Consider the following 22,292-nt stretch of genomic DNA (forward strand, 5'->3'; position numbering starts at 1 on the left):
CTTGTTCCCTACGCCGCGAGCTTGAGCTGCACCGCCACCTGGCGGACCTGGACGCGGACCGTGTCGATGTCGGGCGACGCGTCGACCTCGTGGTCGATGCCGCGGGCGGAGTAGAACTCGAGCAGCGGCGCGGTCTGCTCGTGGTAGACCTCGAAGCGCCGCCGGATCACGTCTTCGGTGTCGTCCGAGCGATGCTCGATCTCGGCGCGCCTGAGGAGCCGGCCGACCAGCGCGTCGACCGGGACCTTCAGCACCACGGCCGCGTCCAGCGAACGGCCCTGCTCGCTGAGGATGCCGTCGAGTACGCGGGCCTGCTCGAGGGTCCGCGGATACCCGTCCAGGACGAATCCCGGACGGGCGTCGGTCGCCGCGAGCCGGTCGCGGACCATGTCGTTGGTGACCTCGTCGGGCACGTACTCCCCGGCGTCGAGGTAGCGCTGCGCGGTGCGGCCGAGCTCCGTACCGTCGGCGATGTTGCGACGGAACAGGTCGCCGGTGGAGATCACCGGTACGCCGAGATGTCCGGCCAGGTGGCCCGCGTGCGTGCCCTTACCCGCTCCGGGCGGCCCCATCAGCAAGACAGTCGTCACGGCGCACTCCTGACTCTCGGTAAGTCCCCAAGATTATGGGAACTCCGGTACCCCGCGGTACGGCGTACGTCACTCGAAAAATCCGACGTACGTCACATCCGCGCGGAACTGTGCGCAAGCGCGTTCAGAACTCCATCTCCGGACGCAGCTCGATCACGTCGCCCGGACCGGCGAACTTCGCGGCCAGCTCCTCCGCCCGCGCCCGGCTGGCGCAGTTCAGCACGAAGAACCCGGCGAGCTGCTCCTTCGACTCGGCGTACGGGCCGTCGGTGCTGACCGGCTTCTTGCCTTCCCAGCGATAGGTCCGCGACGTCGACGGCGCGTCCAGCGCCAGTCCGCTGACCAGCTCGCCGGACGCGGACAGCTCGGTGAGCAGTTCGTCGAACTCCTTGCCCATCGCCGCCCGCTCGTCGGCCGGGATCGCCCGGCCGACCTCGGTGAAGTCGATCGTCGGGTGTCCCCACGGCTGCGGGTTGGAGTGGATCAGGACCACGTACTTCATCTCAGAACCTCCTGTGTTGTGCCGATACACCCCGGACGTCGGAGGCAGTGGCAGGCCCTCGACATTTTGCCTGGCTGTATTCCAGCTCACATTCGGTCACACTCACCCCGCCGGGCTCCGTCAGCGCTACAAGACCCCGAGAACGGAGCAGGAATCATGAGCACAGTGCTGGTGACCGGCGGAACCGGACGGATCGGCCAACAGGTCGTGCCGCTGCTGCAGGCGGCCGGCTGCACGGTGCGGGTCCTCAGCCGGCATCCGAGCGACCGCGGCGACGGCGTCGCGTACCTGGCCGTCGACCTGCGGATCGGCGACGGGCTGGACTCGGCCCTGGACGGCGTCGACGTGGTCCTGCATCTCGCCGGTGCGCCGAAGGGCGACGAAATCACCACGGCGAACCTGGTCAAGGCCGCCGAGCGGGCGAAGGTCGGCCACCTGGTGCACATCTCGGTGACCGCGGTCGACCGGCTGCCGTTCGGCTACTTCAAGTCCAAGCTCGGCGCCGAACAGGCGGTCCGGCGCTCCTCGGTCCCGTCGACCGTACTGCGGGTCGCGCAGCTGCACGACTTCGCCTGGACGACGGTGCGGGCGATGGCGAAGCTGCCGGTGATGCCGATGCCGGGCGGGATCCGGTTCCAGCCGGTCGACGGCCGGGACGTGGCCGCGCGGCTCGCCGAGCTGGTCCTCGGTGAACCGCAGGGCCTGGTCGCCGACCTGGTCGGGCCGAAGGTCTACACGCTGCCGGAGCTGGCCCACGACTACCTGCGGGCGACCGGCAAGCACCGGTTGTCGGTGCCGATCCGTGTCCCCGGCAAGGCGGGCAAGGTGTACCGCGCGGGCGCCAACCTCACGCTGACCGGAGCGACATTCGGTACTCACAGTTGGGAAGACTTCGTGGAAGGTCAGGAGGCCGCGCACGTGTAGGGCTCGAGCAGTTCCTCCAGGTCGGGCCGCCCGCGCCGTGCGATCCCGGCCAGGAAGTCGGCGACCTGGACCCGCGGATCCTCCCGCGAGTCGACCTGCACGAACGACCGCAACGGCGGCGGATCGACCCGCGCGGCCAGGAACTGCCCCAGCCGGTCCACCCGCCCCGGCGTCAACGCACTCTGCTCGTCGTGTACCACGGCGACCGAACGGCCGCCGGCGCTCCAGTACAGCACCGTCTCGGCGAGCGCCGGGACCAACGGTTCCAGCGGCGGCGGGAGCTCGGGGTCCTCGTCGATCAGCCGCTGCATGACCGTCTCGACCCGGGCCCGGGTCAGCGCCCGCAAGGCGGGTACGTCGGCCGGCATCGTCGCGAAGAACCGGTCGACCGCCGCATGATCCATCAGCCGCACCCGCTTCGTCCGGGTCAGCTCCACGAACGCGGCGAGGAACCCTGTCCGGTGCCGGAGCGCCTCGGCGGCTGCCGAGTGGTCCGATCCGAGGCTGGTGCCGGCGCCGTACGTCGGCTCCTCGGTGAACAGCTCGAACACCCGCGCGGCGACGTACGCGGTCTTGTCGATGACGTGCACATGCGCCCGCCCGCGCAGCGTGGTCAGCAACCACTCGAGCGCGGGCCGCTGCTCCGGACGCAGCAACTGGTTGGACTTGTACTCCGAACTCCGGCGCAGACTGGTCCGCAGTACGGCGATGACGTCGGCGGCCGCGGACACGTCGAGATCGACACCGGCGTGGGTGATGACCGGCGAGGCGGGATCGAGCAGGTTGGTACCGGAGAACCCCGACTCGTCGCACGCCACTTCGATGCAGTCCGTCCGCGATGTCATGTACCCGCCATGATGGACCGGTCCGCACCGGATCGCGATGAGTTTTCCGGCCGCCGCTCGTCTCAACAGCACATCCCCGCTACGAAAGGAACGACCATGGCGAAGGTGCTGTACTCCGTGACGCTGTCGGTGGACGGCTTCATCAGCGGACCCGGCGGCGACATGCAGTGGATGCGCCCGTACCTCGGCCCGAACCCGGAGGTCGACGAGCTCGTGCCGCGGATCGGCGCGCTGCTGGTCGGCCGCCGGACGCACGACGGCGACGACCCGCACAAGGGCGACCCGAACGAGGGCGAGGCGTTCGGCGGCGGCTACGACGGACCGGAGTACGTCGTCACGCACCGCCCGCCGGCCGACGTACGGCCCGGTGTCATGTACGTCGACGACTTCGCGAAGGCACTCGCACAGGCGAAGGAGGCGGCCGGGGACCGGTACGTCAACGTGATGGGCGCGACCATCGCCCGGCAGTGCATCGAGGCCGGCGAACTCGACGAGGTCCTGGTGCTCTACGCGCCGGTGATGCTCGGCGACGGCACCCGGCTGTTCGCGCACCCGGGCGGTCGCACGGTCCGCCTGGAACGCCGGAGCGTCACCGAAACCCCGCTGGCCACCAGCCTGTGGTTCGACGTGGTCTAGAGATCAACTGCCGCCGGGTGCATCAGCGCGCGGATCTCGACGGAGCGGCCGCCGGTCCGTGCGTCCGGCAGCAGGCGGGCGAGCTCGACGGCGCGGTCGCGGTCCTCGACATCGATCACGTAGTACCCGTCGATGCGCGAGGGTTCGCCGGCCGGGAGCTGGACGGACAGTTGCGGATCGGCGAGCAGTTCGCCGGACACCAGTTCGCCCGCGTCGCCCGCGGCCCGTTCGAACACTTCGCGCGGCAGCCGCGGGTCACCGGCACCCTGCAGAATCAGTAGGAACTTCATCGGCGCTCTCCTCTCACCAACAGGACGGAGCCGAGCGCCGGGTTTTGACATGCAAAGGTGAGTGGACGGACGACCTGTTGTACGGCTTTCTCAACCCGCAGCGGCCCACGCGCGTGCCGTGAGTCTGATCGAGCCGTCCGCGCCGATCGGCAAGCGCTTCCGTACGGCGTCGCGTAGCGCCTCCTGGTCCGGGACCTCGAGCCCGCGAAGGTAGGCCGGTGCGACGCCCTGACCGCCCAGGAACGGCTGCCAGTAGTCGTCGAACGACTCGAACACCGTCGGCACGACGATCTCCCGGGTCCGCACGTCCGTGAACCCGGCCTGGCCGAACAAGCGCTCGAGCCCTTCCGCCGTACAGAACGGGAACCGGCGCCCCTCGTCGACCTCCCGGTCCTGCGGGCGGAGCTCGGTCATCGCGTCGAAGAAGTACCGCATCAGCTGCATGCCGCCCGCGTAGTCCCAGACGTAGACCGCGACCGTGCTCCCGATCTCCCGCATCCGGCGCAGGGCCTCGACCCGCTCGGGGACGAAGTTCAGCACCAGCCCGGCGACGACCGCGTCGTACGGGCCGTCCGGCAGCTCGGCCGCGGACCGCACCTCGAACGCGGCCCGCTCGTCGTCGACGGTCTGCCGCGCGTACTCGACGAAGCCCTCCGACGGGTCGACGCCGAGCACCGACCCCGGGTCCGCCGTACCGAGGATCGTGCTGGTCAGCGCGCCGGTGCCGCAGCCGACGTCCAGCCAACGCTGTCCCGGCGGCTGCTTCAGCCAGTCAACGAACTCGGCTGCGACGAGACGGCTCCATCGGCCGACGTACGACTCGTAGATTCCCCCACTGGACCACTCGCTCACTTCCGCAGCATAGAGGGCAACGCGACTCCCGTCAGGGTCTCGGAGACCCGCCACAGCCGGGCGTTGACCGCCGGGTCGGTCGCGGTCTTCGGGTTGCGGACCAGGGTGGTCCTGCCGACCAGTCCGAGGATTCCGTCAGGCCCGTAATACTCCCCCGACCTGGCCGCGGGGTCGGCGGCCGCGAACAGCAGCGGCTCGGTGCCGGTCTCCACGTCCTGCTTGGGCAGCGGGTTGTAGCCCATCATCAGCCGGTTCAGCGCCGACGGCCGTTCCCGGCCTAGGGCGGCACCGGCGGTCTGCAGGTTGGTCCGGGTGTAACCGGGGTGCGCTGCGACGCTGGTCAGGCCCCAGCCGCGCTCGACCGACAGCTGCGCGAGGTGGTTGCTGAGCATCAGGTCGGCGAGCTTGGACTGCGCGTACGACGCGGTCCGGCGGTACCGGCGGGTCTGCCACTGGAGGTCGTCGAAGTCGATCTTGCCCAGGTACGCCGCCCCGCTCGACATGGTGGCGATCCGTGGCGCAGGGGCGGCCAGGATCAGCGGCAGCAACCGGACCGTGAGCGCGAACGGGCCGAGGTAGTTCGACCCGAACTGCAGCTCGAACCCGTCCAAGGTGGCGATCCTGGTCGGCGGGGTCATCACGCCGGCGTTGTTCACCAGCACGTCCACGTGCTGCTCGTCGGCGGCGAGCCCATCGGCGAACTCCCGCACCGACGCCAGGTCGGCCAGGTCGATCCGGCGGATCTCGAGCTGGGCGTCCGGGTGCTCGGCGAGGATCTCGGCGCGGGCCGCCTCGCCCTTCGCCGGGGTGCGGACCGCCATCACCACGCGGGCACCGGCCGCGGCGAGGCGCTTGGTGGCCTCCTTGCCGGTACCGCTGTTGGCACCGGTCACGACAACGAGTTTGCCGGTCTGGTCAGGGACCTCGTACATGCTGCACGCTCCATAAAAGACTGGTGGTCTGTTATGGCTCGACGCTATCAGACCAGCGGTCCGATAACAATAGACCGCCGGTCTGTAGAATGTGTGAGATGAACTTCAAACGCGCCCGGAGCGCCGAGCAGCGGGCCGAGCGGCGGCGGGCGATCCTCGCGACCGCGGCCACGATGCTGACCGAGATGCCGGTCGCGGACCTCAGCCTGAACGAACTGAGCCGGCGCGTCGGCCTGGCGAAGTCGAACGTGCTGAACTACTTCGACTCCCGCGAGGCCGTCCTGCTCGAGCTGTCGAGCAGCGAGCTGACGGAGTGGGTGGCCGAACTGTCGGCGACGCTGGCCGGAATCTCACCGACGCTGCCGCGCGACGAGCGCGCGGAGAAGTTGATCACCGCGGTCGTCGGCACGCTGACGAAGCGGCCGGTGCTCTGCGACTTGATCAGTGCGCAGGCGGCGGTGCTGGAGCGGAACATCAGCACCGAGACGGCGCTGGCGTTCAAGCGCGCCGCCGCGGTCAGTTACGAGCGGATGATCGCCGCGGTGGCCGCGGTCGTGCCGGAGCTGGGCACGGACGGGGCGGGCCACTTCATCGCCACCGGCAGCCTGCTCGCCGGTGCGATCTGGAGCCACTCCCACCCCGTCCCTGCCATCCTCGCCGCCTACGCGGCCGATCCGTCGCTGGAGGCGATCCGGATGGCCTTCGAGCCGTCGCTCACGGCCGGACTGCGGACCCTGCTGTACGGCGTCCTGCCGCGCGACTAGGGCAGGTAGTAGTTCGGGTTCGGCAGCTTGAAGGTGCGGTCGGCGTACCCGCCCTTGAGGTCGGAGAACTGGTCGCCGAAGTTCGCGACGATGTCGTACCCGAGGGACTCGATGTGCGCGCGGGTGGCCGACTTGTAGTGGATCGTCGTACACGAGCCGTTCGGGTCGTTCGCGCAGGCCTGCTTCAGGTAGTCCGGGTAGTTGGCGACGGCCGGCTTGGTGAACAGGCCGTCCTCGCCGTCGCTCAGCGTCGTCGGCTTCGGGAAGCCCGCGTCCACGCCGACGCCGTCCTCGGTCAGGTTGCCCAGCGTGGCCTGCTCCTGCGCGGCACCGCGGCCGGTCAGGAAGAAGATCGCGTAGCCCTCGCGCTCGGCGGCCTTCACCAGGTCCACCATGCCGGGCACGGCCGGGAACTTCTGGTTCAGCACGTAGTCCGCGTTGCTGGTCGGGTTGTACGCCCAGTTGCTGGCCAGCTCGTAGTTCCAGGTGGCCAGCGCCGTGTCGTCGACGTCCAGGAGGATCGCCTTCGTCTTGCGGGTGTGGTGCGGGACGGAGATCCAGCGCGTCCCGGCGGCGGCCACCGAGCGGGCCTCCTTGGCGTAGTTGCTGTCCGCGCCGAACGTCCCGGTGCCGAGCGGGTCGCCGTAGTAGTTGCGCAGCTGCTGCCGCAGTACGTCGAGGTTGGTGACCTGGTTCTCGCTGCGCGGCGTCGACGTCTGGATGGCCGGCTGCTGCGTGGCGGCACCGGCCGAGTACGCGACCCCGCCGACGACCGATGTCATCGCGACCGCGGCGACGCTGGTCAGGACCATCCGCCGGGACGGCCGGCGCCAGGAACGGAATGCCCCTAAATGCATGGTGACCTCTTCAGAACGGGAATGCTTGCCAGGGCACGCTAACCCCGTTCCGGCCCGGTCGGCTGCGGGACAAGCTCCGCAACAAGGGGAATCCTGCGGATCAGACCGGTTTCACGTACCGGTGACACGGCACCGGCAACGTTCCGCTACCGACCGCTGCCGGATAGTCGAACGGGCCGCGGTCGGTCCAGCCCTGGCGCTGGTAGAACCGGCGGGCCCGCGCGTTCCCGGTGGCGACGGCCAGCCAGGCCTCGTCGTACCCGTTCGCCCGCACCTGCCGCTCGGCCTCCGCGAGCAGCGTCCCGGCGATCCCGGATCCGCGGTGCGCACCGCCGACGTACACCTGCTCGACCTCGTCCGCCACCACCATCACGAACCCGGCAACCGTCTCCCCGACGACGGCCACCGTGGTGTCCACGATTCGCTCGGCCGCCCGGGTCCCGAACGACTCCTCGGTCCGTACGGCGACCAGCGCCTCCGGCACGTGCCCCAGATGCCCGTCCCGCCAGCCGGCGTACCAGATGTCGGCGATCGCCCCGGCGTCCGCGTCGACAGCAGGCCTGAGAGTCATTTCGCCAGCGTAGTGGCCCTCGCGGCAACCTAGGCTTGCTCCATGGCCGAGTTGCTCCCCTACGACTCCCCGGCGAGCGCGTGGGCAGAGTCGATCGTCGGTGTCGCCGGGCCGAGCGGCGTCGACACCCGCTGGGACGGCGAGGTCATGGTCCGCGAGTCGGACCGGATGCCGAGCGCGACGACGTCCGAGTCCGGGATGAACGGCGCGCAGTACTACCTGTTCATGCTCCGCGAGCACGTCGACGCCGTACAGCAGGATTCGGCGCAACTGACCGCCGAGCAGCGGCAGGAGCGCTGGGACACGCTGGTCGAGGCGACCGGTTATGTCGCGTCGCAGGCCACCGGGCTGCTGACCCCGCTCGCCGACATGCACCCGGTCGGACAGGCGGACGCCGACCTCAACGGCGGCCTGGCCGACGTCTGGACCCAGGAGCGGTTGCAGTACGTCTGGGAGAACGGCGACTCCGCCCGCCTGATGTCGGCCGCCGACGTCCCGAACCCGGACTTCTCGTACGCCGGCCGTGGTCCGGCGGCCGACGCCACCCGCGACGTCCTCACCGAGCTCGCCCGCCAGAACGGGCAGGACCCGTCCTACGTCGGCACCTGCGAGGACCTGATCCGGATGAAGCCCGACGGCCGCTGGGCCACGCTGGTCAGCTCGATGCCCGGCGGCGACAAGCTGACCCGCGACGAGCGGATGAACCTCGGCCACCGGCTCCGTACCCAGTTCAAGTCCGCGGTCGACGCCCGCAACCCCGGCAGCGGTACGCCGGAATCCCCGGCGGCCGTCGCCACCCGGAAGCTGGCCGCGGCCGTCCGCACCACCACCGACGGCCGGCCCGGACCCGTCGACGACCGTACGGCCGGGTTGGCCAAGGACCCGGCGCTCCGATCGCCTACTCCGGGTCGTACGCCAGGTTCGGACGAAGCCAGCGCTCGACCTCGTCCGTCGGGAGTCCGCGCCGTACTGCGTAGTCTTCGATCTGGTCGCGGTTCAGCCGGCCGACACTGAAGTACCGGGACGCCGGGTGCGCGAAGATCAGGCCGCTGACCGCCGCGGCCGGCGTCATCGCATACGACTCCGTCAGGCCCAGGCCGATCTTCTCCGCTTCCAGCAGCTCGAACAGGTCCTTCTTCTCGGTGTGGTCCGGGCTCGCCGGGTACCCGAGGGCCGGCCGGATGCCGCGGAACCGCTCCGCGTGCAGGTCCTCCAGCACCGGCTCTACGCCGGGCTCGAACCACGCCTTCCGCGCCTCCAGGTGGATCCACTCCGCGAACGCCTCCGCCAGCCGGTCGGCGAGCGCCTTCACCATGATCGCCTTGTAGTCGTCGTTGCGTTCCTCGTACGACTTCGCCAGCGCCCCGGCACCGTGGATCGCGACCCCGAATCCGCCGAGGTGGTCGCCGGACGGCGCGACGTAGTCGGCCAGGCACCGGTTGTGCCGGCCGGCCGGCTTCTCCGTCTGCTGCCGCAGCATCGGGAACGACCGGTCCAGCCCGTCGAGCACGATGTCGTCACCTTCGCTGTGCGCCGGCCAGAAGCCGTACACACCTTCGGCGGTGAAGGACCCGTCCGCGATGATCTCGTCCAGCAAGGCGTTCGCGTCGTCGAACAGCTCGCGCGCCACCGGCTGCTCGAGAATCGCCGGGTACTTCCCCTTCAGCTCCCAGGCCAGGAACAGGAACTGCCAGTCGACCATCTCGCGCAGCGTCTCGATACTCGGTGACACCCGCTTCAGCCCGGTGAACGCCGGCACCGGCAGCTCGCCGTACTCCACCGGCTCCTTGTTCGCCCGGGCTTCGGCCAGCGTCAGCATCGGCGCGCGCTGCTTGTTCGCGTGCTGCTCGCGGAGCCGCTCCTGCTCGATACTGTTGCTCTTGGCAAGCTGTTCGGCGCGGTCGTCGTCGAGCAGGTCGGACACCACGCCGACCACCCGGGACGCGTCCAGGACGTGCACGGTGGTGTTCTCGTACGCGGGCGCGATCCGGACCGCGGTGTGCTGCTTGGACGTGGTCGCGCCGCCGATCAGCAACGGCAGCTTCAGCCCGCGGCGCTGCATCTCGCTCGCCACCGACACCATCTCGTCCAGCGACGGCGTGATCAGCCCGGACAGGCCGACCGCGTCCGCGCCCTCGGCCACCGCGGTGTCCAGGATCCTTGCCGCCGGCACCATCACGCCGAGGTCGATCACCTCGTAGTTGTTGCAGCCGAGCACCACGCCGACGATGTTCTTGCCGATGTCGTGGACGTCGCCCTTCACGGTCGCGAGCACCACCTTGCCCTGCCCGCGGACCATCTCCGCCCGGCCTTCGCGGCGGGCCTGCTCCTTCTCCTCCTCCATGAACGGCTCGAGGTACGCGACCGACCGCTTCATCACCCGCGCGCTCTTCACCACCTGCGGGAGGAACATCTTCCCGGCCCCGAACAGGTCGCCGACGATCTTCATGCCGTCCATCAACGGACCCTCGATCACGTCGAGCGGCCGCGGCAACTGCTGCCGTGCCTCCTCGGTGTCGGCCTCGATGTAGTCGACGATGCCGTGCACGAGCGCGTGCGACAGCCGCTGCTCGACCGGGCCCTCGCGCCAGGTCAGGTCGACCTCGCGCTGTTTGCCCTTGCCCTTCACGGTCTCGGCGAACTCGACCAGCCGGTCGGTGGCGTCGTCGCGGCGGTCGAAGATCACGTCCTCGACCAGCTCCAGCAGGTCCTTCGGGATGTCCTCGTACACCGCGAGCTGCCCGGCGTTCACGATTCCCATGTCCAGACCGGCCTTGCCGGCGTGGTACAGGAACGCCGAGTGCATCGCCTCCCGGACGATGTCGTTGCCGCGGAACGAGAACGACAGGTTCGAGATCCCGCCGCTGATGTGCACCCCGGGGCAGCGTTCCTTGATCCGCGGCAGCGCCTCGATGAAGTTCTTCGCGTACGCGTTGTGCTCGGACATGCCGGTCGCGACGGCCAGCACGTTCGGGTCGAAGATGATGTCCTCGGCCGGGAAGCCGATCCCGGTCAGCAGGTCGTACGCCCGCGCGCAGATCTCGACCTTGCGGTCGACGGTGTCCGCCTGCCCCTGCTCGTCGAACGCCATCACCACCGCGCCGGCACCGTAGTCGCGGATCTTCCGGGCGTGCTCGAGGAACTGCTCCTCGCCCTCCTTCAGGCTGATCGAGTTCACCACGCCCTTGCCCTGCACGTGTTTCAGCCCGGTCTCCAGCACCGACCACTTCGAGCTGTCGATCATGATCGGGATCCGGGCCACCTCGGGCTCGGTCGCGATCAGGTTCAGGAACGTGGTCATCGCCTGCTCGCTGTCCAGCAGGTCGGCGTCCATGTTCACGTCCAGCAGGTTCGCGCCGCCGCGGACCTGCTCCAGCGCCACGTCCACCGCGGCCTGGTGGTCGTCGCCCTCGATCAGCCGGCGGAACTTCGCCGACCCGGTGACGTTGGTCCGCTCGCCGATCATCACGAACCCGGTGTCCGCACCGATCTTGAAAGGCTCCAGCCCGGAGAACCGGGTGGTGTGGTCGGTCGGTACGACGGTCCGCGGCTCGAGCGGCCGTACCGCCTCGGCGATCTTGGCGATGTGCGCGGGCGTCGTACCGCAGCAACCGCCGACGATGTTGACCAGACCCGACTCGGCGAACTCCTGCAACAGCGCCGACGTCTCCGCGGGCGTCTCGTCGTACCCGCCGAAGGCGTTCGGCAGGCCGGCGTTCGGGTGCGAGGCGACGTACGTGCCGGCGAACCGGGCCAGGTCGGCCACGTGCGGGCGCAACTGGGCGGCGCCGAGCGAACAGTTCACGCCGACGACCAGCGGCTCCGCGTGCTCGACCGAGCTCCAGAACGCCTCGACGGTCTGGCCGGACAGCGTGCGCCCGCTCAGGTCGACGATCGTCACCGAGATCCACAGCGGCAGCTGCGGCGCGACCTCGCGGGCCGCGGCGACGGCCGCCTTCGCGTTCAGGGTGTCGAAGATGGTCTCGATCAGCAGCAGGTCGACACCGCCCTCGGCGAGCGCCGCGATCTGCTCGGCGTACGCGTCCTTCACCTGCTGGAAGGACACCGCGCGGTACGACGGGTCCTCGACCCGCGGGCTCAGCGACAGCGTCACGTTCAGCGGGCCGATCGAGCCGGCCACGAACTTCCGGCCGTCGCACTCGTCGGCGGCCTGCCGGGCGAGGCGTGCGCCGGCGACGTTCATCTCGCGGACGTACTCCTGCAGGCCGTAGTCGGCCTGCCCGATGCTGGTCGCGGTGAACGTGTTCGTGGTGGTGATGTCGGCGCCGGCCGCCAGGTACTGCCGGTGGACGTCGAGGATGACGTCCGGACGGGTCAGGTTCAGCAGGTCCGGGTCGCCGGTGACGTCGTGCGTGTGGTTGCCGAAGCGATCGCCCTGATAGTCGGCGGGCTCCAGTTTCGCGCCCTGCAGCATCGTGCCCCAGGCCCCGTCGAGGACCGCGATCCGCTGGTCCAGCAGCTCGCGCAACGCGGCTTCACTCATCTGCCAACCCCTCCAGAAGAACTCTCCGGAGGCGCCCTTGCAGTCGGTGCTCCAGGTCGAGCGTGGCGGACCTGGGTCCGTTGCAGCGCCTCTCGGCCTGGATGCTCCATGTTAGTGGCGTCACATCGTCCGCCAAGTCCTCCGTCCACATAGTAGGACGGGTGTTCAATCAGTGGATGAGATCCTGGATCGCCGGGGCGTAGAGGCCGGCGACGACCTCCGGGGTCGCCGCCGCGACCGGGCCGGTCTTGTCGATCGCCAGCAGCGCGCCGAGGCCGAGCAACTGGGCGGTGATCAGCCCGGCCCGGAGTTCGGCGTCCGGCCCGGTCAGGCGGGCCGCGAAGGCTCGTGTCACCTGGTCGCGGAAGTGCTCGCGGATCTGTGCCCGCTCGTCGCCCTTGCCGGCCGCGAACACAACCCGGACGAGCAGGTCCTGGTCGTTCTCCCGGCGGTACTCGACGAGGGTCCGGACGGCATGCTCGCCGAGCCGTTCGTTCGGGGCGGCGAGCAGCAACTGCGCCGCCTCGCTGAAGTCGGCGACCCGCTCGAACAGCGCTTCCTTGCTGCCGAAGTGCTTCACGATCAGCGCCGCGCTGACCCCCGCGTCCGCGGCCACCCCGCGGAGCGTGACCGCGTCGTACGGTTCCCGCGCGAACGCCTTCCGGGCGGCCCGGAGGATCGACGGACGCCCGGGATCGGTCACGGCCCGTCCACCTTCACAGTCACCTCGTACGCGGGCTCGGGGCGCCGTACCGGGATCAGCAGCACCAGCCCGGAGGCGACCGCGGCCGCGATCCCCGCGATCACGAACACGATCAGGTACGCCGACAGCGCGGGCGCGACCTTTCCGGCCTGCGAGATCGTCACGTTGGCCAGCACGGTCGCGACGATCGTGCTGCAGATCGCCTGCCCGATCGTGCGCATCAGCGTGTTGAGGCCGTTCGCCGCGGCGGTTTCGGTCACCGGCACAGCATGCATGATCAACGCCGGGAGTGCCGAGTACGCCACGGCCGTTCCCGCACTGACCACGGTCGCGCCCACGACGATCCCGGCCACACTCCCGCTGGTGAACAACCGCACCACATATCCGGCCGCCATGATCACCGACGCGATCCCGAGCGTGAACCGCGGGCCTTTGGCAGTGGAGATCCTCGCCGACACCGGCGACAGCAACACCATCGCGACGCCACCGGGGAGCAGGCACAGCCCGCTGACCACGATCGATTCGCCCAGCCCATAGCCCGTCCACGTCGGTTCCTGCACCAGTTGGGCCGTGGACAAGGAGTTGGCGTAGAACGCGAACCCGATCAGCAGAGCACTCAAGTTGGTGAACAGCACGGCGGGCCGCGCCGACACCCGCAGATCGACGAGCGGGCTGATGGTGCGCAGTTCGTACCATCCCCACAGCGGCACGAGCAGCACCGCAACGGCGTACAGCCCGACGAGGGTCGGCGTACTCCAGGTGCTGCTCTTCGACACCGCGAGCAGCAGGCAGACCAGGAACGCGCTCAGGCCGAGTGCCCCGAGGACGTCGAAGCGCCCGCTGCTGCGGACGGCGGACTCCGGGACGATCAGCAGCACCAGGACGATGTCCAGCAGGCCCAGGCCGAGGTTGATCCAGAACATCGTGTGCCAGTTCGCGTACTCGACCACGAGCGTCGCGGCCGGGATGCCGAACGCGGCGCCGATACCGAGCGTCGAACTCATGATCGCGATCGCCGGGATCACCCGGCGCGGCGGGAGCTCGTCGCGGAGGATGCTGATCCCGAGCGGTACGACGGCGACCGCGGCGCCCTGGAACGCCCGGCCGGCGATCAGCACGGTCAGGTTCGAACTGGTCGCGCAGAGCAGCGAGCCGATGATCATCGAGGACAGCGCGATCAGCAGCACCCGGCGTTTGCCGTACATGTCGCCGGCCCGGCCGAGCAGCGGGGTGAAGACCGCGCCGGTGAGCAGCGTGACGGTGATCAGCCAACTGACGTCGGCCACCGGGCTGCCGGTGATCGCGGGAAGGGCGGGGAGCAGCGGTACGACGATGGTCTGGCTGACCGAGACCAGGACGCCGCAGAAGGCGAGTGCGGACAGGATCAGGCGGGGACGGGCAGTCAAGCGGATCCTCACAGGGGTGAACTGCTGTTTACTCAGGAATCGTAAACGCTTGTTCACCGGACCGGAAATGGACCGGGAAACCGCTCGCCGATTGGACCAGGCGGGCAGCCGGGGCACTGACTACGGTTGGTCGGCATGAGGATCTTCGTCGCCGGCGCCACCGGCGTGATCGGCCGCCGCCTCGTCCCCCTCCTGGTCGCCCAGGGCCACGAAGTCACCACCCTCAGCCGGCATGCCGGCCAAGGAGCGGGCGGCGTGACGCGCGCCGTCGGGGACGTGTACGACCGGGACGGGTTGCACGCGGTGCTGGCCGCGGCACGGCCGGAGGTGGTGATTCACCAGCTGACGGACCTCGGGACGCGGGACTTCGCCGCGAACAGCCGGATCCGGCGTGAGGGGACGCGCAACCTGGTGGACGCCGCGCTGGCGGCCGGGGTACGGCGGGTGATCTCGCAGAGCATCGCGTGGGCGTACGAGCCGGGGGCCGGCCCGGCGGACGAGTCGACGCCGCTCGATGTGCGCTCGGCGGACGAGACCCGGCGTACGACGGTCGAGGCAGTCGCCACGCTGGAGGCGATCACGGCGGAGGCGCCGGAGTCGGTGGTGCTGCGGTACGGAATGCTCTACGGGCCGGACACCTGGTACACGAAGGGCGGCCTGATGGCGACCGCCCAGCTCCCGACCGGCCCCGACATCACGAGCTTCCTACACATCGACGACGCCGCCGAGGCTGCGATGGCGGCCCTCACCTGGCCGTCAGGCCCGGTGAACATCGTCGACGACGAACCCCTCCCCGCCTCCGCCTGGTCCCCAGCCTTCGCCGCCTCCGTCGGCGCTCCCCCACCAGCCCCGGCCGACCCAACGCCGGCGGACGCACCCGCACGAACGCCGTGGGCGCGGGGGGCGACTAATGCGCGTGCGCGCGCTCTCGGTTGGGTCCCGGCACACCCGCACTTCCTCGACGCGCTCACCTGAGCGCCGGGTTCGCACACAGTGATCGGACCCGGCGCTCCGAGGGGGAGGGGAGCGCGCGGGTCCGATCAGCTGGGGTGGGGAGGGTGGACGTTAGCGGACCGGGCCTTCGATGAGTTGGATGGTGGTCTTGTGGGTCTGGCCGTTCTGGTCGGTCCAGCCGACCTCGACCTTGTCGCCCGGGTGCTGCTGGTTGAGCAGCGTGGACAGGGTGTCCGGCGAGTCCACGGTGTGACCGGCGAACGATGTGATCACGTCACCGGCGGTGATGCCGGCCTCGTCCGCGTGGCCGTTCGCGAGCACGTCGCCGACGACCGCGCCGCTGGTACCGGCGCTGGTCACGACCGAGACACCGAGCATGGCCGAGTCGCCGATGTGGACCGACGCTGAGGACTTGCCGTTCTCGATCTGCTTCGCGATGTCGAGCGCCTCGTTGATCGGGATCGCGTACCCCTCGGTCGTCGCCCCGGTCCCATTGCCGGTCCCGTTCCCGTCGCCGTTCCCGGAACCGTCGCCGTACCCGTTGCCGTTCCCGGAACCGTCGCCGTTGCCGTTTCCGTAGCCATTGCCGTTGTCGAACGGGAAGCCGGTGCCATCACCGTCGCCGTACCCGTTGCCGCCGCCCCAGGCGGCCAGCGTCGCGGTTGCCGCCTGCGCGGTGGACACCGAGCTCTGCCCCGGACGCCCCTGCCCGCCGTTGCTGCCACCGTTCCCGGCCACGTCGACGCCGACGACGTCGCCGTTCGCGTTCACCAGCGGCCCACCTGAGTCGCCGGCCTGGATGTTCGCGTCGGTCTCGATCAGGTTCGTCAGGTTCTCCGGGTCCTGCCCGTTCTGGTCGGTCGCGGTGATCGACTGGTTCAGTCCGGTCACCTTGCCGGCCGCGTAGCTCGGCGTACCGCCGGTGCCGCCCGCGTTCCCGACGCCGACCACCTGGTCGCCGAGCTTCACCTGGTCGGAGTTCCCGGTCTTCGCGGTCTGCAGCCCGGACGCGTCCTTCAGCTTCAGTACGGCGATGTCGTGCGTCTCGTCGTACCCGACGACGCTCGCGGTGTACGTCTTCCCGTTGCCGATGTCGGTGACCGTGATCGCCGTCGCGCCCTCGATCACGTGGTGGTTGGTGAGCACCTCGCCGTCGGACGTGAGCACGATCCCGGTGCCGGCGGCCCGGGCGTTCTCGTACCCGAGGGTGGTGTTCACGTCGACCAGCCCCGGCGACACACTGGCCGCGACGGACGAGGCGTCGAACGCCTTCTGCGACAGCTCCGCGTTGTGCCCGGTCGCTCGCTGGCCGATGCCCCAGGCAACCGATCCGGCGACGAGCACCGCGGCCAGCCCGAGCGCTCCGGCGCCGAGCAGCCGCCGCCCATGCTTCTTCGGGGGCTGCTGCTGCGGTCCGAACGGGTACTGCGGCCCGTACGGCCCCGGCTGGTACTGCGGACCGTATACGGCCTGCTGGTACTGCGCCCCCGGTTGGTACTGCGGCACCCCCTGCTGGGGCTGCCCACCGTTGTACGGTCCCGGTCCAGCGCTCTCGTTCATTACTGTCGCCCTCCTCGGCCCAATTCCCTCTGCTACGAGTAGACCGCGCCAGGCTGAGAACTCCATCGGCTCAACCAATGAGTTAGCTGAGAATCCGCTCCACGGCCGCCACCACCGCCGCACGGCGTACTTTCGCGTCCGGGAGCTCCGCGCCGTACTCCGGATTCATCGACGACCAGCTGGTCGCGATCGCCTGGATCAGCGACAGCAGGCTCACCGGCGTGAACCGGCGGGACACGGTACGTCGCCGCATCCCGCGCTGCAGTTCCTCCAACCGCTGCTGGTTGACCGCGATGATCGCCTCCAGCGGCTGCCCGTCCGGCCGCTCCAGCCGGTACCAGACGGAGAGCCGCAGCCGGTCCGGATGCGCCTCGAAGTAGTCGAACACCTTGCCCGCGTAGGCCGGCAGGTCGTCGACGTCGAAGCCGACCTCGGCGAGGTACTTCTCCAGCGACGCGCTGAACACCGCGTCGAACAGCTCGTCCTTGTTGCCGAAGTACGCGTACAGCATGGCCTTGTTGCAGCCGGCCACCTCCGCGATCCGGTTGATCCGCGCACCGCCGATCCCGCGGGCGGCGAACTCCTCGGTGGCCGCGTCCAGGATGCGCGCCCGGGTCCGGTCTGCGTTCCGTTCCTGCATGCCCGCAGCATACCAACCAACCGGTTGGTTGATTTCTAACCAACCAGTTGGTTAGATTGAGACAGATCCGAACCAACTGGTTAGTTAGGAAGTAGAGATGAGCAAGATCTGGCTGATCACCGGCAGCTCGCGCGGCCTCGGCCGGGCGCTGACCGAGGCGGTGCTGGCGGCCGGCGACCGGGTCGTCGCGACGGCACGCAGGCCCGAGCAGCTCGACGACCTGGTCACGAAGTACGGCGATCAGCTCCGGGCCGTGGCGCTCGACGTGACGGACCCCGGCGCCGCGCGGGCCGCCGTACGGACGGCCGTCGAGGAGTTCGGCGGGCTGGACGTCGTGGCGAACAACGCGGGGTACGCCAACAGCGGGTCGATCGAGGAGCTGGCGGACGAGGACTTCCGGGCGCAGATCGAGACGAATCTGTTCGGGGTGGTCAACGTGACGAAGGCCGCGCTGCCGGTGTTCCGGGAGCAGCGCAGCGGGCACTTCCTGCAGTTCTCGTCGATCGGCGGGCGGGCCGGCGGGACACCGGGGATGGGTGCGTACCAGACCGCGAAGTTCGCCGTCGAGGGGTTCTCCGAGGTGCTGAACAACGAGGTCCGGCCGTTCGGCGTCAAGGTGACGATCATCGAGCCGGGCGGGTTCCGGACCGACTGGGGCGGCTCGTCGATGCAGCTCCACGAGGTCCACCCGGACTACGAGGACACCGTCGGCGAGATGCACCGCCGCCGCCTGGAGATGGACGGCAAGCAGCCCGGAGACCCGGTCCGAGCCGCCCGGGCGATCCTCGAGGTGGTGGACGCCGAGGCCACGCCGCTCCGGCTGCTGCTCGGCAGCGACGCCCTGGCCCTCGCCGACAGCTCGTCGCGGTCACGCGCCGAGGAGGCGCAGGCCTGGGCCCACCTCACAACCTCAACTGATTTCCGGTAGTCAGCTCCGCAGGTCGTGGAAGAACGCGCGGACGTCCGCGACCAGTTCCTCCGGGATCTCGAGGGCGGCGAAGTGGCCGCCGTGGTCCAGGTCGGTCCAGCGGGTGATGTTGTTCGAGGTCTCGCAGTACCGGCGGATCGCGACGTCGTGGGCGGTGGCCAGGACGGCGGTCGGGACACCCGAGTTCGGGCGCGGGGCCCACGAACGCGGCTGGGCGTAGCCGATGTACGCCGCCGACCCGCCGGTCCCGGTCAGCCAGTACAGCATCACGTTGGTGAGCAGCCGGTCCTTGCCGATGATTGCCTCCGGCAAGGACTCTCCCGGCCACGTCCAGGACTTGAACTTGTCCATGATCCAGGCCAGCTGCGCGACCGGCGAGTCGACCAGCCCGTACGCCAGCGTCTGCGGCCGGGTCGACTGGATCGAGATGTAGCCGAACTCGTCCTTCATGAACTGCCCGATCCGCGCCATCCTGTGCTGCTCCAACGGCGTCAGCGACTTCAGCTCCTCGTCGGACAGCTGCAACGGCGGCAGGTTCGTCCCACCGTTGGTGTGTACGCCGACGACGTGCGAAGGCGCGGCCCGGCCGACCTCAGGTGACACCGATCCGCCGAGGTCCCCACCCTGTACGCCGTACCGCTCGTACCCGAGCTCGTTCATCAGCGCCGCCCACACCCGCCCGATCCGCTCGAACGTCCAGTTGCCGTCCGACGTCGGCCCGGAGAACCCGAACCCGGGCAGCGCCGGGATCACCACATGGAACGCGTCCGCGGCCTGCCCGCCGTGCGACACCGGGTCGGTCAGCGGCCCGATCAGGTCCAGGAACTCGACGATCGACCCCGGCCAGCCGTGCGTCAGCAGGAGCGGCAACGCGTCCGGTTCCGCCGAGCGGACGTGGATGAAGTGGATCCGCTGCCCGTCGATCTCCGCGGTGAACTGCGGGTACGAGTTCAGCTCCTTCTCCGCCGCCCGCCAGTCGTACGACGTGCGCCAGTAGTCGACCAGCGACGACAGCCACGACACCGGTACGCCGGTGTTCCAGTCGTCGCCGGGCAGCGGTGCGGGGAACCGGGTGCCGGCCAGTTTCGCGGCGAGGTCGTCGAGTGCGCTCTGCGGGACGTCGATGCTGAATTCCTTGATCATGGCTCTACTGTGCCGCCTACCTAGGACAGCTTCGGTCCTAACCCGTTGGCACACTGAAGACATGATCGAAACGTCCGCACGACTGCTCAAGCTCCTGAGCCTCTTGCAGCAGCCCAAGGAGTGGAGCGGCTCAGCCCTGGCCGGTGAGCTCGGTGTCGGGGTCCGGACGGTACGGCGGGACGTCGACAAGCTGCGCAACCTCGGCTACCCGATCGACGCCGTACCCGGGGTGGCCGGCTACCGCCTCGGTGCCGGCGCGGCGCTTCCGCCGCTGCTGCTCGACGACGAGGAGGCGGTCGCCGTCGCGGTCGGCCTCCGCGCCGCCGCCAACGGAACCGTCGCAGGTACCGAGGAGGCCGCCGTACGCGCACTCACCAAGCTCGAGCAGGTCCTGCCGTCCCGCCTCCGCTACCGCATCGAGCTGCTCCAACAGGTCACCGTGACGCCCGCGGGCGGCCCGTCCGTGCAACCCGACGTCCTGCTGGCCGTCGCCGCGGCCTGCCGCGACCGCCACCGGCTGCGCTTCGACTACCGCAACCACGACGGTACGGCGACCACGCGGACGGCCGAGCCGCACCGGCTCGTGCACACCGGACGGCGGTGGTACCTGGTCGCGTGGGACCTCGACCGCGACGACTGGCGCACGTTCCGCGTCGACCGGCTGGAGCCGCGGGTCCCGACCGGTCCGCGGTTCACCCCGCGCGAAGTACCGGAGCTGGCCACTACGAACCGTGGCGTGGCGTACGGCGGCTACCGCTACCAGGCGCGGATCCTGGTGCATGCGTCCGCCGCGGACGTCGCCGACCGTTACGGCCCGAACGTCGCCTCGGTGACCGCGATCGACGAGACGACCACACTGGTCGAGACCGGCGCTCACGAACTCGATCAGATCGCGGCGCACCTCGGCCTCCTCGGCCTGCCGTTCGAGGTGCAGGACCCTCCGGAACTGATCGACGCCATCCGCGCCCTGGCGACCCGCCTGAACGCCGCGATGCCCTGATCGACGACCTCTTGTCGATCAGGGCATCGCGGGGAGGTGCTCAGCTGACGACGGCCCCGGTCTTCGGGTCCAGGATCAGCTGCTTGGTGTTCGGGTGCGACCACCAGCTGAACAGGCTGTTCAGGCTGCCGGCCCGCTCGTCGAACGAGTGGTCACCGATCCGGCCGGTCCCCCAGTTGTCCTCGATGAACTTCAGGATCGAGGTCTGGTCGGTCAGCGCGTGGTCGACGTGGTTGGTCTTCGCGTACGGCGAGATCACCAGCAGCGGGAGCCGCGGGCCGTAGCCGCAGCGGTCGGCGTACCCGCCCGCGACGTGCTTCTGGCCGCACAACGCCGCCTGGTCGAGCGCCGCGTCGTTCGAACCGTTGACGCTCGGCGGCGTCACGTGGTCGTACCAGCCGTCGGAGTCGTCGTAGGCCAGCACGATCGCGGTGGACTTCCACTCCGGCGACTTCTGCAGCGCGTTGATCTCCTTGACGATGAACGCCTGCTCGTCCAGCGGGTCGGAGTACCCGGCGTGGCCGTCCTGGTACGCGCCGGCCTTCAGGAAGCTGACCGCCGGCAGGTTGTTCGCCGCCAGCGCCGCGTCGAAGTCCGACGTGTCGTACTGGTGGTTGGCCTGGTCGGTGTGACCGATCGCGGCCACCGACGACGGCGGCAGGTGCTTCGGGTTGGACGTCGACTTGTAGTACATGAACGGCTCGTGGTGCGGGCTGTAGTCGTTCACCGCGTTGCCGCCGACGTTGGTGTGCTGGGCACCGCAGACAGCCTTGCCGTTGGCCGTACCGGTCGGCTTGAAGCCGCCCTGGAACCAGCCCCAGGTGACCTTCTGCTTGTTCAGCAGGTCACCGATGTTCTGCCCGTGCATCACGGCCAGGTTGTTCGTCGACTTGCCGTTGTTGTCCGAGCAGTCGTCGTAGAACGGGTCGGGATCGTTGGTCATGGTGCCGATCCCGTTGGCGTCCGGCGACTGTACGGCGTACGCGTCGGTGGTCGGCTGCCCCGTCTTCGGGTCGTAGGCCTGGACGCCGTGCGTCTGCCCGGAGATCAGGTTGATGGCACCCGGGCTGGACGGGCCGTACACGGAGTCGAACGAGTTGTCGCTCAGCGAGTAGTGCTGGGCGTAGTTCCACATCGCGGTGACGGTGTTGCCGTCGAAGTAGTCCATCACCAGACCCGGCTCACCGAACAGGACGGGCTGCCCGGTGCACTTGGACGTCTCGGTGTACTCGACGTACTTGTCGTCCTTGCCGCCGTTGACGGCCTTCTGCTCCGCGGAGTACCCGTGGTTCTGGTCGCAGGTCATCGCCTGCGACGGCGACAGCCGCTTCGGGTTGTACGCGTTCGGGTTGTTCGTCAGCAACTGGTTGGTCAGACCATTGACCTGGGGCGTGTGCCGGGCGGCCGTGAACGGCGTACCGTCGGTGTTGGCCGCCTTCGGGTAGGTGCCGAAGTAGTGGTCGAACGAGATGTTCTCGCCGAAGATCACCACCACGTGCTTGATCGGCGTGGTGGTCCCAGCCGGACGGTACGACGCGGCGTCGGCCGCCGTGAACGCCGCGCCGGCGTCGGTCACCTGCTGGGCGGCGCCGGGTGCGCCGCAGGCGGCCAGCAACAAGCCCGTCGCGGCAGCGACTGCCGTGGCGGCGACAGGGAGTCTTGCGCGCATGCCTTCTCCTCCTGATGAATAC

The 22,292-nt window shown here is 69.6% G+C and carries 22 protein-coding genes and 1 riboswitch; of the genes, 7 read left to right on the forward strand and 15 right to left on the reverse strand.

Going from position 1 to position 22,292, the window contains the following annotated elements:
- Positions 1-8 precede the first annotated feature (8 nt).
- Positions 9-590, reverse strand: a complete 582-nt coding sequence (locus AB0M51_RS33110) for an adenylate kinase (RefSeq protein ID WP_344192293.1) — start codon at positions 588-590, stop codon at positions 9-11.
- A 124-nt stretch (positions 591-714) separates the two neighbouring features.
- Positions 715-1,092: a YciI family protein gene (locus AB0M51_RS33115; protein ID WP_344192291.1), complete on the reverse strand. Its 378-nt coding sequence runs from the start codon at positions 1,090-1,092 to the stop codon at positions 715-717.
- Between the two features lie 156 nt (positions 1,093-1,248).
- Here AB0M51_RS33115 and AB0M51_RS33120 point away from each other — a divergent pair, with 156 nt between their 5' ends.
- Positions 1,249-2,016: an NAD(P)H-binding protein gene (locus AB0M51_RS33120; RefSeq protein WP_344192289.1), complete on the forward strand. Its 768-nt coding sequence runs from the start codon at positions 1,249-1,251 to the stop codon at positions 2,014-2,016.
- Here the strand turns inward: AB0M51_RS33120 and AB0M51_RS33125 are convergent.
- Positions 1,995-2,861, reverse strand: a complete 867-nt coding sequence (locus AB0M51_RS33125; RefSeq protein ID WP_344192287.1) for a DUF3800 domain-containing protein — start codon at positions 2,859-2,861, stop codon at positions 1,995-1,997. The two genes, AB0M51_RS33120 and AB0M51_RS33125, sit on opposite strands and share 22 nt — an antisense overlap.
- A gap of 96 nt (positions 2,862-2,957) precedes the next feature.
- On the opposite strand from AB0M51_RS33125, the gene AB0M51_RS33130 reads away from it, so the two are divergent.
- A complete protein-coding gene (locus tag AB0M51_RS33130; protein WP_344192285.1) occupies positions 2,958-3,497 on the forward strand; it encodes a dihydrofolate reductase family protein in 540 nt (179 codons plus the stop codon).
- Here the strand turns inward: AB0M51_RS33130 and AB0M51_RS33135 are convergent.
- From AB0M51_RS33135 to AB0M51_RS33145, 3 genes are all read right to left on the reverse strand, one after another.
- A complete protein-coding gene (locus tag AB0M51_RS33135; protein WP_344192283.1) occupies positions 3,494-3,787 on the reverse strand; it encodes a hypothetical protein in 294 nt (97 codons plus the stop codon). The two genes, AB0M51_RS33130 and AB0M51_RS33135, sit on opposite strands and share 4 nt — an antisense overlap.
- Before the next feature lie 90 nt (positions 3,788-3,877).
- The gene (locus AB0M51_RS33140; protein WP_344192281.1) at positions 3,878-4,639 is read right to left on the reverse strand and encodes a class I SAM-dependent methyltransferase; all 762 of its coding nucleotides are present in this window, start codon (positions 4,637-4,639) and stop codon (positions 3,878-3,880) included.
- Entirely contained in the window at positions 4,636-5,571 is a 936-nt protein-coding gene (locus tag AB0M51_RS33145) for an SDR family oxidoreductase (RefSeq protein WP_344192279.1), read from the reverse strand. Before AB0M51_RS33145 ends, AB0M51_RS33140 begins: the two co-directional genes overlap by 4 nt.
- 98 nt (positions 5,572-5,669) lie before the next feature.
- On the opposite strand from AB0M51_RS33145, the gene AB0M51_RS33150 reads away from it, so the two are divergent.
- A complete protein-coding gene (locus AB0M51_RS33150) occupies positions 5,670-6,335 on the forward strand; it encodes a TetR family transcriptional regulator (protein ID WP_344192277.1) in 666 nt (221 codons plus the stop codon).
- On the opposite strand, the gene AB0M51_RS33155 is transcribed toward AB0M51_RS33150, so the two are convergent.
- Positions 6,332-7,192 carry an HAD family acid phosphatase gene (locus AB0M51_RS33155; RefSeq protein WP_344192275.1) on the reverse strand — a complete coding sequence of 287 codons (861 nt, stop codon included), beginning with the start codon at positions 7,190-7,192 and terminating at the stop codon, positions 6,332-6,334. The genes AB0M51_RS33150 and AB0M51_RS33155 overlap by 4 nt on opposite strands.
- A gap of 100 nt (positions 7,193-7,292) precedes the next feature.
- Entirely contained in the window at positions 7,293-7,763 is a 471-nt protein-coding gene (locus AB0M51_RS33160) for a GNAT family N-acetyltransferase (protein WP_344192273.1), read from the reverse strand.
- Between the two features lie 42 nt (positions 7,764-7,805).
- Here AB0M51_RS33160 and AB0M51_RS33165 point away from each other — a divergent pair, with 42 nt between their 5' ends.
- Positions 7,806-8,777 carry a hypothetical protein gene (locus AB0M51_RS33165; protein WP_344192271.1) on the forward strand — a complete coding sequence of 324 codons (972 nt, stop codon included), beginning with the start codon at positions 7,806-7,808 and terminating at the stop codon, positions 8,775-8,777.
- Here the strand turns inward: AB0M51_RS33165 and metH are convergent.
- The 3 genes from metH to AB0M51_RS33180 all read right to left on the reverse strand — a co-directional run bounded on the left by metH (position 8,662) and on the right by AB0M51_RS33180 (position 14,376).
- On the reverse strand, positions 8,662-12,267 hold the full coding sequence (gene metH, locus AB0M51_RS33170) for a methionine synthase (RefSeq protein ID WP_344192269.1): 3,606 nt from the start codon (positions 12,265-12,267) through the stop codon (positions 8,662-8,664). The genes AB0M51_RS33165 and metH overlap by 116 nt on opposite strands.
- Positions 12,268-12,289: 22 nt before the next feature.
- Positions 12,290-12,367: riboswitch (S-adenosyl-L-homocysteine riboswitch) on the reverse strand.
- Positions 12,368-12,436: 69 nt separating this feature from the next.
- Entirely contained in the window at positions 12,437-12,970 is a 534-nt protein-coding gene (locus tag AB0M51_RS33175) for a TetR family transcriptional regulator (RefSeq protein ID WP_344192267.1), read from the reverse strand.
- Positions 12,967-14,376, reverse strand: coding sequence for an MFS transporter (locus AB0M51_RS33180; protein ID WP_344192266.1), 1,410 nt, complete (start codon positions 14,374-14,376; stop codon positions 12,967-12,969). The genes AB0M51_RS33175 and AB0M51_RS33180 overlap by 4 nt, the downstream gene beginning before the upstream one ends.
- A gap of 135 nt (positions 14,377-14,511) precedes the next feature.
- On the opposite strand from AB0M51_RS33180, the gene AB0M51_RS33185 reads away from it, so the two are divergent.
- Positions 14,512-15,351, forward strand: a complete 840-nt coding sequence (locus AB0M51_RS33185) for an NAD-dependent epimerase/dehydratase family protein (protein WP_344192264.1) — start codon at positions 14,512-14,514, stop codon at positions 15,349-15,351.
- Between the two features lie 90 nt (positions 15,352-15,441).
- Here AB0M51_RS33185 and AB0M51_RS33190 read toward each other — a convergent pair whose 3' ends face one another.
- Both AB0M51_RS33190 and AB0M51_RS33195 read right to left on the reverse strand, forming a co-directional pair.
- Entirely contained in the window at positions 15,442-16,890 is a 1,449-nt protein-coding gene (locus tag AB0M51_RS33190; protein WP_344192262.1) for a trypsin-like peptidase domain-containing protein, read from the reverse strand.
- A gap of 82 nt (positions 16,891-16,972) precedes the next feature.
- Positions 16,973-17,530, reverse strand: coding sequence for a TetR family transcriptional regulator (locus AB0M51_RS33195; RefSeq protein WP_344192260.1), 558 nt, complete (start codon positions 17,528-17,530; stop codon positions 16,973-16,975).
- Positions 17,531-17,627: 97 nt separating this feature from the next.
- On the opposite strand from AB0M51_RS33195, the gene AB0M51_RS33200 reads away from it, so the two are divergent.
- The gene (locus tag AB0M51_RS33200) at positions 17,628-18,458 is read left to right on the forward strand and encodes an oxidoreductase (protein ID WP_344192258.1); all 831 of its coding nucleotides are present in this window, start codon (positions 17,628-17,630) and stop codon (positions 18,456-18,458) included.
- Here the strand turns inward: AB0M51_RS33200 and AB0M51_RS33205 are convergent, their stop codons facing one another.
- A complete protein-coding gene (locus AB0M51_RS33205) occupies positions 18,459-19,601 on the reverse strand; it encodes an epoxide hydrolase family protein (RefSeq protein WP_344192256.1) in 1,143 nt (380 codons plus the stop codon).
- Between the two features lie 61 nt (positions 19,602-19,662).
- Here AB0M51_RS33205 and AB0M51_RS33210 point away from each other — a divergent pair, with 61 nt between their 5' ends.
- The gene (locus AB0M51_RS33210) at positions 19,663-20,601 is read left to right on the forward strand and encodes a YafY family protein (RefSeq protein ID WP_344192254.1); all 939 of its coding nucleotides are present in this window, start codon (positions 19,663-19,665) and stop codon (positions 20,599-20,601) included.
- A gap of 40 nt (positions 20,602-20,641) precedes the next feature.
- On the opposite strand, the gene AB0M51_RS33215 is transcribed toward AB0M51_RS33210, so the two are convergent.
- Positions 20,642-22,270, reverse strand: a complete 1,629-nt coding sequence (locus AB0M51_RS33215; protein ID WP_344192252.1) for an alkaline phosphatase family protein — start codon at positions 22,268-22,270, stop codon at positions 20,642-20,644.
- Positions 22,271-22,292: the final 22 nt, after the last annotated feature.

It is taken from the genome of Kribbella sp. NPDC051137, assembly GCF_040682535.1.
Lineage (GTDB): Bacteria > Actinomycetota > Actinomycetes > Propionibacteriales > Kribbellaceae > Kribbella > Kribbella karoonensis.

Excerpts from the sequence above, each read along its gene's own strand:
- AB0M51_RS33115 (WP_344192291.1), bottom strand. The coding sequence starts at position 1,092 with ATGAAGTACGTGGTCCTGATCCACTCCAACCCGCAGCCGTGGGGACAC.
- AB0M51_RS33120 (WP_344192289.1), top strand. The coding sequence starts at position 1,249 with ATGAGCACAGTGCTGGTGACCGGCGGAACCGGACGGATCGGCCAACAG.
- AB0M51_RS33125 (WP_344192287.1), bottom strand. The coding sequence starts at position 2,861 with ATGACATCGCGGACGGACTGCATCGAAGTGGCGTGCGACGAGTCGGGG.
- AB0M51_RS33130 (WP_344192285.1), top strand. The coding sequence starts at position 2,958 with ATGGCGAAGGTGCTGTACTCCGTGACGCTGTCGGTGGACGGCTTCATC.
- AB0M51_RS33135 (WP_344192283.1), bottom strand. The coding sequence starts at position 3,787 with ATGAAGTTCCTACTGATTCTGCAGGGTGCCGGTGACCCGCGGCTGCCG.
- AB0M51_RS33145 (WP_344192279.1), bottom strand. The coding sequence starts at position 5,571 with ATGTACGAGGTCCCTGACCAGACCGGCAAACTCGTTGTCGTGACCGGT.
- AB0M51_RS33150 (WP_344192277.1), top strand. The coding sequence starts at position 5,670 with ATGAACTTCAAACGCGCCCGGAGCGCCGAGCAGCGGGCCGAGCGGCGG.
- AB0M51_RS33155 (WP_344192275.1), bottom strand. The coding sequence starts at position 7,192 with ATGCATTTAGGGGCATTCCGTTCCTGGCGCCGGCCGTCCCGGCGGATG.
- AB0M51_RS33160 (WP_344192273.1), bottom strand. The coding sequence starts at position 7,763 with ATGACTCTCAGGCCTGCTGTCGACGCGGACGCCGGGGCGATCGCCGAC.
- AB0M51_RS33165 (WP_344192271.1), top strand. The coding sequence starts at position 7,806 with ATGGCCGAGTTGCTCCCCTACGACTCCCCGGCGAGCGCGTGGGCAGAG.
- metH (WP_344192269.1), bottom strand. The coding sequence starts at position 12,267 with ATGAGTGAAGCCGCGTTGCGCGAGCTGCTGGACCAGCGGATCGCGGTC.
- AB0M51_RS33185 (WP_344192264.1), top strand. The coding sequence starts at position 14,512 with ATGAGGATCTTCGTCGCCGGCGCCACCGGCGTGATCGGCCGCCGCCTC.
- AB0M51_RS33190 (WP_344192262.1), bottom strand. The coding sequence starts at position 16,890 with ATGAACGAGAGCGCTGGACCGGGACCGTACAACGGTGGGCAGCCCCAG.
- AB0M51_RS33195 (WP_344192260.1), bottom strand. The coding sequence starts at position 17,530 with ATGCAGGAACGGAACGCAGACCGGACCCGGGCGCGCATCCTGGACGCG.
- AB0M51_RS33200 (WP_344192258.1), top strand. The coding sequence starts at position 17,628 with ATGAGCAAGATCTGGCTGATCACCGGCAGCTCGCGCGGCCTCGGCCGG.
- AB0M51_RS33205 (WP_344192256.1), bottom strand. The coding sequence starts at position 19,601 with ATGATCAAGGAATTCAGCATCGACGTCCCGCAGAGCGCACTCGACGAC.
- AB0M51_RS33210 (WP_344192254.1), top strand. The coding sequence starts at position 19,663 with ATGATCGAAACGTCCGCACGACTGCTCAAGCTCCTGAGCCTCTTGCAG.
- AB0M51_RS33215 (WP_344192252.1), bottom strand. The coding sequence starts at position 22,270 with ATGCGCGCAAGACTCCCTGTCGCCGCCACGGCAGTCGCTGCCGCGACG.